A 10108-nucleotide genomic window follows, 5' to 3' on the forward strand; every position below is an offset into this window, starting at 1 on the left:
ATCCCGCCGGGCTCGATAAAAAGGCCCGCAAGACCTTTCCCCTGCGGCTGGCCCACTTCCTCACCGACATCACCCGGGTGCGGCGGGAACTGGCCTGGGAGCCCGCATTCGACCTCGAGGCCACCCTGGCCGACAGCTTTACCCACGACTACGCCCAGCGGATGCCCACCAGCCCCGATTTCTCCGGCGATGCGGCCTTGATCGGTTAGGGCCTCTGGGGGCTCAGCCCCGGCGCAGGTAGCCCCAGGCCGAGCTGAGCGCCAGCAGCAGCGACGGCCAGAACAGCCAGAAGCCGATCAGCTGGGCCCAGCCGGCCCCGCCCCAGGGCCAGATCAAGAGCAGCAGGGCCACGAACTGCAGGATCGTTTTGGCCTTGCCCCCGAGGGAGGCGGGGCCGCCACCTGTGGCGGCGCTGCGCCAGCCGGAAATCAACAGTTCCCGGGCCAGCAGCAGCCAGATCGCCCACAGCGGCAGCAGGCCCTCAGCCCCGATCCAGAGCAGGGGGGCGGCAATCAGGATCTTGTCGGTGAGGGGATCGAGCCGGGCCCCCCATTCCGAGCCGCCACCGGCGCGGCGGGCCAGCACGCCGTCGGCCCAGTCGCTCAGACCGCCCAGCAGCAGCAGCCCCCAGCCCAGGGCGAGCTGGCCGCTGGCCAGGGCCACGATCAGGGGGAGGCCCAGCAGGGCCCGGCCCACGGTGAGCCCATCGGCCAGTTGGCGCCATCTCCCCGGCCCGATCCCCTGCCTCGCCATGGTGCGTGCCCTGCTCGGCCCCAGAATGGCTCCAGTCTTGAGTTCGCGCCCGTGGTGCAACAGCTGGTTTCTGCCGTGATGTCGGCCCCGGTGCTGAGCGTGACGGCGGACAGCCCCCTGCAGGAGGCGGTGAAGTTGATGAGCGACCACCACATCAGTGGCTTGCCGGTGCTGGATCAGGCGGGGGTGCTGGTGGGTGAACTCACCGAGCAGGACCTGATGGTGCGCGAGAGCGGTTTTCAGCCCGGCCCCTACGTGATGCTGCTCGATGCGGTGATCTACCTGCGCAACCCGCTCAACTGGGACAAGGAGGTGCACCAGGTGCTGGGCAGCACGGTGGCCGAGGTGATGAACACCAAGGTGCACACCTGCAGTGCTGGCCTGCCCCTGCCGGCGGCGGCCAGCCTGCTGCACGAGCGCAGCACCCAGCGCCTGTTTGTGCTCGATGACGCCAAGCACCCCGTGGGCGTGCTCACCCGCGGCGATGTGGTGCGGGCCCTGGCGGCTGAGGGCTGAGTTCCGGCCCCGGGTGGTCAGGGCAGCGGCAAGGGGAGTGGGGGCGGCGCTCCGGGCAGGGCCGCTGCCGTGGGGCCCACCGCCGGTTCGGGCGCCGCGAGCTCGGCGGCTCCTGGGGCTGCCGGATCCACTTCCGAGGATTGCTGTTCCGCACCGCCCTCCTCCGGCAGCATGTCGCCTTCCGGCAGCACCAGGGGCTGGGGCAGGTCGGAGGGCAGGCCGAGGGCCTCCAGCTCCACGCCCGTGATCGCCGGGCTGTTCGCGGCCTGCTCCTGGCGTTCGCGCAGGGCCAGGGGATCGGCGCTGATCGGCGGCTCCCGCAGGGGGGCCTTGCGGCTGGCCCGCAGGGGATCCTTGGGTCCCCGCGGGGCCCAGATCAGCTGGGCGATCGGTTCAATGCCCTGCTCCATCAGCCGATTGAAGCCGGCCAGGGCCCGATCCACCAGTTGTCCGCCCAGGGTCTGACCGCACTGGAAGGGATTGCCGCAGCCCTCCGCCGCGGTGCGTCCCGCCAGGCCGGCCAGCAGCGAGCCCTGCAGGGGGGTGCTGCGCCGGCTCAGCCGGAGCAGGTAGGGACCGTGCACGAAGCTGGTGGCCCCCCCGCTGATCCAGTTGGCGTCGGCGGCGCTGAAGCCCTTCTGGCCGGGAATGATGAAGCGGCTCTTGGAGGCGTGGTCGGGCAGGTAGGCGGCCCGCAAGCCGCGCTGCCGTGCCAGGGAGCGGGTCTGCTCGAGGGTGAGCCCATCGCGGCTCATCAGCACCTCCAGTCGGCCGTCGGGGCGCAGGCCGATCACCATGCGAATCCGGGGCAGGAAATAGCGGATCTGCTGGCCCATCGAAATGCTGTAGGCCCCCCGATAGGCGGCGGGGGGCCGCTCCAGGTCGTTGTAGACGCTGTGCAGCCCACCGATGAAGGTGTCGTACTGGCGGGCTCGATCGGATGTCAGTTCGCCGAAGCTGAAGTCGACGCCGCCATCGCGGCGGACCCCCACAAACGCCCGCTGGCGCGCGGCGGTGCGGTTGCGGCCGCGCCAGATGCGATCGCCCAGCTTGATGTCACCCAGGGGCACGGTGATTTCCCGCCCGCTCGCATCGACGTGGCGCTCATACATCGGCCCTGAAAAGAAGGCCAGGGCCTGGCGGTCGGCGTAGGCCTCCTGCTCCCGATCCCAGCCTTCGAGCAGGTCGATCTGCACCGCCCGGGGATCGAAGTCGAGGGCGTAGGCGCCCTTGTCAGGGAGATAGCGGAACGGCTGGCCGTCGGCGCGGGTGAGCAGGGGCGCACCGGTTCGGGCGCCGGACCCGGGCAGCGGCGGGGCAATCGCCACCAAGAAGGTGAGTACTCCGGCGGGCAGGGCCACCGTGAGCATCCGTTTGCGCCGCCACAGCGGCCGTTGGGGCCGGGGGGTCAGGCGGCCCGATCGCTGCTGGGGGGTGCTTGCGTCCAATCCACGACGGCGCCGTCCGCCACCAGCCAGATCCGATCACGTTGGGAGCAGGGATGGCCTCCCGTCAAGCGGCCGAAGGACGGCAGGGCCAGCCGCTCGCTCCGCGCGCAGTAGCTGAAGCAGGGCAGCCGCAGGCGATCGGCACCCCGGCCCACCACCGCCACCGGATGGAGGTGGCCGCAGAGGTTGAGCAGGCCGTCTCGGGGTTCGGGCTCGTGGCTGAGCCACCAGGGCCCCAGGGCCTGGGACGGCTCCTGGGGCAGGCCCTCCATCCAGCTGCCCAGCTCGTGGTTGCCGCCGATCAGACGCAGGCGGCAGCCCAGGAGTTCCGGCAGGGCCGCCAGCTTGGCGCGCAGTTCTCCGGTCAGGCCAACACGGCTATGGATCAGGTCGCCCAGCACCACCACCTGCTGGGGCTGCCAGCGGTGGGCCAGGTCCAGCAGGTCGTTGAGGGTGGCGCCATCACCGTCGCTGGGCAGGGGGATGCCATGGGCCTGGAAGGTTTCCGCCTTGCCCAGGTGCAGATCGGCCACCAGCAGCACGCGCCGCTCCGGGTCCCAGAGCCCCTTGGCGCCGAGCAGCTGCAGCGGCTCGCCCTGCCAGAGGAAGCTGATGCTCTCAGCGGCCATCGAGCCCCATCCCCCGCCGGTAGGCCGGCCGGGCCTGGGTGGCGGTGATCGTGGCCTGCACGTTGGGCCAGGGGCTGAGGTCGATCTGGGGGAAGAAGATCGGCAGGTAGGCCAGGTAGGCGTTCACGGCGCAGTCGGCCACGGTCCAGCTCGGACTGCCCCAGGGGCCCGCCAGTAGGGAACGCCCCTCCGTCAGCAGGCCATCGAGCACGCCCATCAGTCTGGGAAATTCCCGCTCCCGATTGGCCGGTACAAAGAGGGCCACCGCCAGGGTGGCATTGGCAAACAGGATCCACTGGGTGGCCAGGGCTCGCTGGGCGGCCACCTCCCCTGGCGTGCCCTGGAAGTCATGGCCGTGGTGATCGGCCAGGTGCAGCAGGATCGCGCCGCTTTCAAACAGATGCAGGGGCTCTCCTCCCGGCGCCCTCAGGCTGTCGTCCACCAGGGCAGGCACCTTGGCAAAGGGGTTGATCGCCGTGAAGGGAGGCTGTTGGTGCTCGCCAGCCTCCATGTCGAGCTGGATCCACGCGTAGGCCAGGCCCTTCTCCTCTAAGTACCACCTGGGCATGGAGGCGCGGCTGCGGGCGCCGCCGTAGAGCTTCAGGGCCATCACCGTTCATCGTGCTGGGGCTGTTCTAAGTCGCCCTTGATCGGCGCCAGGGCTATGCCCCCCCCCCCCCGGAAGCCACCCGGTTTGGACCATAAAAAAGCGGACCCGTCCAGGACCGCCCGATGACCAAGTCACCATCCTATGAAGTTCTGTAACGGACCGCGAGCAGCCTGGTCTGCTCAGGGGGGCCCGCATCGCGCTGCGCTCAGTCCGCCCCAGGCGCCCTATCGAAGGCGTGTTTTTATGCGGTAATTGCATCGTCCCTCGCATGTCTTCACTCTCTGCATCTAACTTGCCGATCGATGGTTAATTGGGGTTCTGCTGGGGCCGGCGCGCTCTCCCGATGGTTGACCCAGACACCCTGGCGCTATTTGATCACTTTCAGTGGTTGAGGACAGGGCAGCGCGCTTCTGAAAAGTTGCGGCGCCACCAGTCCACGATTAGCCGTGCTTCCATCAAATGCCAGGACGTTTTTGACGTCAAACTGGTGAAGCAGTCGGCGGAATGGGTTGCCGCTGGAAATACCGAGTTGCTGGATGCGGAGCGCAAGGTGCATCAGCGGTGGCGATGGCAGAAGGGCCATTCCCTGCGATTGGACTGTCAGCATTGGGTTCGCGACTTCTATTCGTCCCTGGTGCTTGAGGATTGGACGGCTGGAAATATGAACTATCTGGAGTATGAGCGCCCGCAGCATCTGCTCAGGTCTTCCGTGATTGATGCATGGTTGTGCTCGTTGCCAGACGCCCCTAACGATGCTGACCTGCATGTTTTTCAGTTGTGCTCCATGCCAACGCTGTTGGCGGCGAAGCGAAATCACCCGCTTTTTTTGTTGGGGGATGGCCTAACGCTTGACGATGCGCGGCGATTCCCGGTGCTGCCTTTGCCTGCCGGGGCATTTCCGGTGTTTCAGGATATTTTTTATGGCATGGGTTTTTCGCATCAAGGGGCGTTGCTGGACCACTCATCGTCTGAGGCTTGTATAGACCCGTGCGTGCCTGCTGAGGATCTTTTCTTGGGCGTTGCGTCGCCATTGACTCTTGGTACTTATGAGTCAGATTGGACGTCGCTTCCTCTGGTGATCCCGATTGCCGTCGGTGACGCCCTGGTTGTTCGCTCCGAATACGCCAATCACCCCCGAACCATTGACCTCGTCTCCAGGCTTCTGTCCCATCTCGAGGTCAAGGCTGGTGGTGTCAAAGATGTTCAGATCATGAGCATGCAACCTTCTGCTTGGGCGGGCAACCATCCCTGGCCTTGAGGTTGTAGTTTTTTCTAGAGCCCCGTTTGGAAGCCATGGCGCCGCTGCCAGTGGCGGCGCTCGGACTGCGGGCTGGGTTGGTCGTCGTCGCCTGAGCGGCCGCGCAGCAGAAACGCTTCGATCGAGCCGTGGCCCTTGAGGGCCACATTGCCGCGGATGTCGCAGCGGAACCGTGGTGGCAGGAGTCGCCTGGTTTCCACAGAGATCTGAATTTCGCCGGGGATGCCCGTTGACTCCATGCGACTGGCCACGTTGACGCTGTCGCCCCAGAGGTCGTAGGCGTATTTGCGATGGCCGATCACCCCGGCCACCACCGGTCCGGTGTGGATGCCGATGCGGATGTCCATCGTCACGCCTTCCTCTTGCACCACCCTGGTGTGGGTCGCCAGCATGTCGAGGGCCAGGTCGGCGATCCGTTCGGCATGGTCATCCGTGGCCACGGGCACCCCGGCCGCTGCCATGTAGGAATCGCCAATGGTTTTGATTTTCTCGACGCCGCGCTGGTCGCAGAGTTCATCAAAACAGCGGAAGATATGGTCGATCAGAGACACCACGCGGTGGGCGTCCATGTGGCTGGCGATCTCTGTGAAGCCCACCATGTCGCTGAACAGAATGGTGGCTGAAGGGTGGTAGTCGTAGATTGTTCCCTCTTCACCTTTGATGCGCTCGACGATCACATCGGGGAGCATGTTGTGGAGCAGGGCTTCGGCCTTGGCTTTTTCACCCTTGAGGGCGTCGAACAGTTCATCGCGGCTGAGTTCGGTGAAGATCTCGCCGATCTGGCGCACCTGGTCGTCCGTGGGTCTCTGCCAGAGTTCGATGGGGATGATGTAGTCATGCCGATTGGCTCGGTTCTGGCTGCTCACGCCGATGGAGTCGCGCACGATCACCTGCTGGAGATGGGGCGGCAGGGGGTAATCCACCCCGTCGGCCACGAGGCGCACCAGCAGCTGGGCGGTTTGGGCTCCGGACGCTTTCGGGGATTGCAGGTAGAGCTCGATCGCCGCCTCCGCCTGCCAGTGCAGAAACCAGCGCAGGGCATCGGAAATCAAGGCCAGGCAGGGAATGAGCTGGGTTTCCCGGGCCTCCAGCATCCCCAGGATGCGCAGCATCTTGTGGCGGGTCTCCTCCAGGGAGGCGTCCCGCTGCATGTCCACCCGACCAAGCGCAATCAGTGTTGACATCGCAGTACCAGCACGCTGGCGTCGTCACTGCGCGAGGCCTGGCTCATCAGGAGATCGGCGAGGGCCGCCAGCGGCAGGTGGGGGTCGGTGTGTTGTCGAAGCTGGCGCACCTGGGATTCCCGCAGGCCGTCGGAACACTGCACCACGGTGTCGGAGTGCTGCAGGGGGAAGTGCTGCACCATCGGTGTGGGGAAGCGATCGCCCAGCTGGCCATCCCGGCTCACCCCGGTCCAGCCCCGGGGTTTGAACTGCAGGATGCGGGTGTTGCCGATGCCGCTGAACCACAGGTCTCGCCGCTGCCCATCCACCAGGGACAGTCCGATGGCTGCGCCGCGGGTGCCACTGGCCCGGTCGTGGGCGGTGCGCAACAGGTCGGTCAACCACTCCCGCGCCGGACACGTTGGGGTCTGGGCTGGCCCATTGCCTGATCCCAGGGAGCTCGTCAGGGTTGCAAAGCGCTGTTGCAGCGCCTCCACCACGGCACAGGCCACCGCATGGGCTTCGGGTCCATGGCCGCAACCATCCACCACGCCCAGTAACCACAGGTCACCGTGTTGAAAGGCCAGCACCTGGTCGCCGCTGACACGCTCCGGATAGCAGGCCCGGATCCGTTGCTCGAGTTGCAGCTGGCAGGGCCCGACGACCATCGGGGCTTCGGGGGGGGGCTCTGGATTGGCTTCGCGCCGGGGCCCTGCCGAGGGGGGGATCGTGGTGCGTCTGCTGCCTCTCTGGCTGGTCTCCTGCCGCACCCAGCGCAGCGCACGCACCTCGGTGCCTTCGCCAGGGCCGGTGATGATGCCGAGCTCATCGGTCATCCGCTTCACCGCCGGCAGCCCGAGCCCGAGGGTGTTGCCGGTGGTGTAGTGCTCCTCCAGGGCCCGGTCCAGGTCTGGAATGCCGGGGCCCTGGTCGGCGGCCTCCACCAGGATGCCGACCCGTTGGCCATCTTCCACCTGGCTGACCCGGATGCTGCCCTGCTGGCCGTACTTGAGGATGTTGGTGCCAAGTTCGGCGATCACCGTGCCCAGGGCGGTCCGGTCGAGGGCACTGAGGCCCGGGTAGTAGTCCTCACGCTGCAGCGACACCGCGGCGATCTGCACGTCGGAACGGCGCTGGATTCGGTACTGGCGGGTGTTGACGTTATCCATCACACGCCTCCAGGGCGCTCGCCATATCGACCCGGAAGATGAGGTCGTCGATGGTGATCGGCATCTGGCAGAGGTAGGCCGCGATGCCCGGGCGGATCCCCATCAGCACCGTGGGCACCCCGAGCACCTCATTGGTCTGCACCAGGTGGCGCAGCACCTGGAATTCGGCCAGGTCCAGCAGGGTGACGGTGCTGAGGTTGAGGATCACCCCCCGGATGCCGTCTTCCGTCACCCGCTGGGTGACATCGGCCACGATCCGGTTCAGCACCGCATCGGAGAGTTCCCCAGGCAGCGACACCACCAGCAGGCCATCCACCGCCGCCATGGAGGTGCGGATGTCGATGGCGGAGCTGGCCATGGGCGAACCCCTCCCTATCGGTACGTGCGTTGCCGGTGCAAGGTGGGTTGCTGGGAGCGGGAGGGCATCCGTCCCCGCTGAAGATCCAGCACACCCATCTCAGCCAGGCAGGTGGAGAAGGCATCCTTCAGGGTGGCGGTGGTGCGCAGTTCGCTGATGTCCACACCCAGTTCCACGATGGTGTGGGCAATCGAGGAGGACACCCCGGAGACCAGGGTTTCGCAGCCCATGATCCGGGTGGCCTTGGTGATCTTGATCAGCTGGTTGGCCACGGCGGTGTCCACTGTGGGCACTCCGCTGATGTCGAGAATGAACATCTTGGAGCTGGTCTGACTGATGCGATCGAGGGTCTTGCGCATCACGTCGTCGGTGCGGGTGGAATCCACGATTCCCACGAGCGGCAGCAGCAGGATTTCATCCCAGATCGGGGTCACTGGGGTTGACATCTCCTGCAGGGTGCGATCCAGCTCCAGGCGAACCCGTTCAGCTTCCCGTGACTCCTCCAGGGCTGCTTCCAGTTCCGACGATTTTTTGCCCATCAGCGCCACGGCTTGGTTGAACTGGGCGGTGATGTCGTAGGCGAACTTCACCACCCGCACCAACTGCCCGCTGGCATCGAAGATCGGGTTGTAGGAGGCTTCCAGCCACACCGGCTCCCCGGATTTGGTGATCCGTTGGAACTGACCGCGCTGGCTCTCGCCCCGCGCGAGAGAGGTCCAGAACTGCTTGTAGGTCAGGGATGTGGCCTCGTCCTTGGTAACAAAGAGGCGGTGATGCTGGCCAACGATCTCCTCTTCGGCGTAACCCATCACCTGCAAAAAGATTGGATTGGCCTGCTGGATGGTGCCATCGGGAGCAAATTCAATCACCGCCATCGAGCGCTCAATGGCGGCGATGGTGCTGTCAATGTTAGCCCTCGCATTCTTCGCCTCCGTGATGTTGCTGGCTAGCAGGATCACCTTGTGTGGCTTGCCACTGCTGTTCAACAACGGGTTGTAGCTGGCCTCAAGCCACACCTCCTGTCCGTCCTTGGCGAGGTAGCGGAACTCGCCCTTAAGCAAGACCCCTTTCGCCAGGCTTGCCCACAGCTGTTTGTATTCGGCGGAGCGTGCCTCCTTGGCATCGACAAACAAGCTGTGGTGCTTGCCGATTAGCTCGGCTTCGCTGTAGTCCATCAGCGCTAGAAAGTTGGCATTGGCACGCAGCACCGTGCCCTTGAGATCGAATTCGATCATGGCGTTGGAGCGGTCCAGGGCCGTCCCGAGTGCTTGGGCGGTGCCGTTGTCGATTGCCGCTGTCGGTTTTGTGCTTGCGGGTTTGGTTGTGGATGTCTTGGATGTCGTTCGCTTGCCTGTCGTTGTCACGCGCCCATCGTCCGAAACCTGACTGTGTTCTGGAACCGCAGGGGACGCTTCGGGCAAACCGCTTGGTTCTCTTAAGGCTCAGGTGCTGGGGTCAGGGCGTGCGGCAAAGCCGCTGCAGATCGGCGGTGCGATACAGGCTTTGGGTATCACCGGGCTGGGCTGCGGCGAACCGTTGGTTTTTGGTGAGGCCATTGATGGCGCCCAGGTGGTTGGCCAGGGTGGCCTTCTCCGCCCCGTGGGCTTCCCGCCAGCGGGCGCAGAGCTCCAGGTTGCCTGGCGGAAGGGCTGCTCCGGGCGGTGCCAGGGCGACCCCAAACCCCAGAGCCAGGGCCACCAGCGCGCTGGCTGGGTTCATCGCAGCGACTCCGAGCGCAGCCAGCGGGGGTGGCGCGGACCGCTCCAGTGCCCATGGGCGATCAGGGGCGATTGGCGCACCTGGGCAGGCCGACCCAGGTAGACCCAGGCGCAGCGGCCATCGCGCAGGCGCAGCCAGTGGCGCTCGAACAGCCGCGGGCTGCCCTCGAGACGGTCGAGCCGTTCGAGGGTTGGGGCATCCACCCGGTACAGCTCCCCCTGCAGAGCCTTGCTCCCTGGAATGGCGGAACCATCGGGAGCGCGCACGGCCATGGGGAAGGGCCCCAGATCGAACAGCTGCACTGCCTCGAGTTGGCCCTCACCCAGGCTGGTGGCACTTGCGAGCCAGTGGTGGTTCGGCTGATCCCGTTTGAGGCTGCCGTAGACAAACACCGCTGTTGTGCCCTGGCCGGTGATAATCGGACTTGATGCTTCCGACTCAGCCATGACCATCGCCCTGTTGATCGCCCTGGCTGGCTCCCTGGT

12 protein-coding genes and 1 pseudogene are annotated in these 10108 nt (G+C 66.0%); 3 read left to right on the plus strand and 10 right to left on the minus strand.

Annotated features, from left to right (window positions below; all coding sequences use genetic code 11):
* Window positions 1-209: pseudogene (locus tag KBY71_RS13110) on the plus strand (3-beta hydroxysteroid dehydrogenase); the annotation flags it as partial.
* 13 nt (window positions 210-222) lie between these two features.
* Here KBY71_RS13110 and KBY71_RS13115 read toward each other — a convergent pair.
* Window positions 223-753 (minus strand): CDP-alcohol phosphatidyltransferase family protein, encoded by a 531-nt coding sequence (locus KBY71_RS13115; protein ID WP_254929339.1) that lies wholly within the window; start codon window positions 751-753, stop codon window positions 223-225.
* A 78-nt stretch (window positions 754-831) separates the two neighbouring features.
* On the opposite strand from KBY71_RS13115, the gene KBY71_RS13120 reads away from it, so the two are divergent.
* Window positions 832-1269 (plus strand): CBS domain-containing protein, encoded by a 438-nt coding sequence (locus KBY71_RS13120; protein ID WP_254929349.1) that lies wholly within the window; start codon window positions 832-834, stop codon window positions 1267-1269.
* A gap of 17 nt (window positions 1270-1286) precedes the next feature.
* Here KBY71_RS13120 and KBY71_RS13125 read toward each other — a convergent pair whose 3' ends face one another.
* From KBY71_RS13125 to KBY71_RS13135, 3 genes are read right to left on the minus strand one after another with little or no spacing between them, the layout of a single operon-like run.
* Window positions 1287-2639, minus strand: coding sequence for a hypothetical protein (locus KBY71_RS13125; protein ID WP_254929350.1), 1353 nt, complete (start codon window positions 2637-2639; stop codon window positions 1287-1289).
* Window positions 2640-2677: 38 nt separating this feature from the next.
* Window positions 2678-3346 (minus strand): ligase-associated DNA damage response endonuclease PdeM, encoded by a 669-nt coding sequence (pdeM, locus tag KBY71_RS13130; protein ID WP_254929340.1) that lies wholly within the window; start codon window positions 3344-3346, stop codon window positions 2678-2680.
* Window positions 3336-3956 (minus strand): glutathione S-transferase family protein, encoded by a 621-nt coding sequence (locus KBY71_RS13135; protein WP_254929341.1) that lies wholly within the window; start codon window positions 3954-3956, stop codon window positions 3336-3338. The genes pdeM and KBY71_RS13135 overlap by 11 nt, the downstream gene beginning before the upstream one ends.
* A 343-nt stretch (window positions 3957-4299) precedes the next feature.
* On the opposite strand from KBY71_RS13135, the gene KBY71_RS13140 reads away from it, so the two are divergent.
* Entirely contained in the window at window positions 4300-5214 is a 915-nt protein-coding gene (locus KBY71_RS13140; protein ID WP_254929342.1) for a hypothetical protein, read from the plus strand.
* Window positions 5215-5228: 14 nt separating this feature from the next.
* Here the strand turns inward: KBY71_RS13140 and KBY71_RS13145 are convergent, their stop codons facing one another.
* From KBY71_RS13145 to KBY71_RS13170, 6 genes are all read right to left on the minus strand, one after another.
* Complete coding sequence (locus tag KBY71_RS13145; protein ID WP_254929343.1) at window positions 5229-6398, minus strand: adenylate/guanylate cyclase domain-containing protein; 1170 nt, start codon at window positions 6396-6398, stop codon at window positions 5229-5231.
* The gene (locus tag KBY71_RS13150) at window positions 6386-7546 is read right to left on the minus strand and encodes an ATP-binding SpoIIE family protein phosphatase (RefSeq protein ID WP_254929344.1); all 1161 of its coding nucleotides are present in this window, start codon (window positions 7544-7546) and stop codon (window positions 6386-6388) included. Before KBY71_RS13150 ends, KBY71_RS13145 begins: the two co-directional genes overlap by 13 nt.
* Window positions 7539-7904, minus strand: a complete 366-nt coding sequence (locus KBY71_RS13155; RefSeq protein ID WP_254929345.1) for an STAS domain-containing protein — start codon at window positions 7902-7904, stop codon at window positions 7539-7541. Before KBY71_RS13155 ends, KBY71_RS13150 begins: the two co-directional genes overlap by 8 nt.
* A 14-nt stretch (window positions 7905-7918) precedes the next feature.
* Window positions 7919-9268 (minus strand): PAS domain S-box protein, encoded by a 1350-nt coding sequence (locus tag KBY71_RS13160; RefSeq protein WP_254929346.1) that lies wholly within the window; start codon window positions 9266-9268, stop codon window positions 7919-7921.
* A gap of 91 nt (window positions 9269-9359) precedes the next feature.
* A complete protein-coding gene (locus KBY71_RS13165; RefSeq protein ID WP_254929347.1) occupies window positions 9360-9623 on the minus strand; it encodes a hypothetical protein in 264 nt (87 codons plus the stop codon).
* On the minus strand, window positions 9620-10108 hold a 489-nt coding region (locus KBY71_RS13170; protein WP_254929348.1), incomplete at its 5' end, for a gamma-glutamylcyclotransferase. The genes KBY71_RS13170 and KBY71_RS13165, both read right to left, overlap by 4 nt.

It is taken from the genome of Cyanobium sp. T1B-Tous, from assembly GCF_024345475.1.
Lineage (GTDB): Bacteria > Cyanobacteriota > Cyanobacteriia > PCC-6307 > Cyanobiaceae > Cyanobium_A.

Bases quoted from the DNA above. Each gene is read 5' to 3' on its own strand.
- KBY71_RS13115 (WP_254929339.1), bottom strand. From the start codon at position 753: ATGGCGAGGCAGGGGATCGGGCCGGGGAGATGGCGCCAACTGGCCGAT.
- KBY71_RS13120 (WP_254929349.1), top strand. From the start codon at position 832: ATGTCGGCCCCGGTGCTGAGCGTGACGGCGGACAGCCCCCTGCAGGAG.
- KBY71_RS13125 (WP_254929350.1), bottom strand. From the start codon at position 2,639: ATGCTCACGGTGGCCCTGCCCGCCGGAGTACTCACCTTCTTGGTGGCG.
- pdeM (WP_254929340.1), bottom strand. From the start codon at position 3,346: ATGGCCGCTGAGAGCATCAGCTTCCTCTGGCAGGGCGAGCCGCTGCAG.
- KBY71_RS13135 (WP_254929341.1), bottom strand. From the start codon at position 3,956: ATGGCCCTGAAGCTCTACGGCGGCGCCCGCAGCCGCGCCTCCATGCCC.
- KBY71_RS13140 (WP_254929342.1), top strand. From the start codon at position 4,300: ATGGTTGACCCAGACACCCTGGCGCTATTTGATCACTTTCAGTGGTTG.
- KBY71_RS13145 (WP_254929343.1), bottom strand. From the start codon at position 6,398: ATGTCAACACTGATTGCGCTTGGTCGGGTGGACATGCAGCGGGACGCC.
- KBY71_RS13150 (WP_254929344.1), bottom strand. From the start codon at position 7,546: ATGGATAACGTCAACACCCGCCAGTACCGAATCCAGCGCCGTTCCGAC.
- KBY71_RS13155 (WP_254929345.1), bottom strand. From the start codon at position 7,904: ATGGCCAGCTCCGCCATCGACATCCGCACCTCCATGGCGGCGGTGGAT.
- KBY71_RS13165 (WP_254929347.1), bottom strand. From the start codon at position 9,623: ATGAACCCAGCCAGCGCGCTGGTGGCCCTGGCTCTGGGGTTTGGGGTC.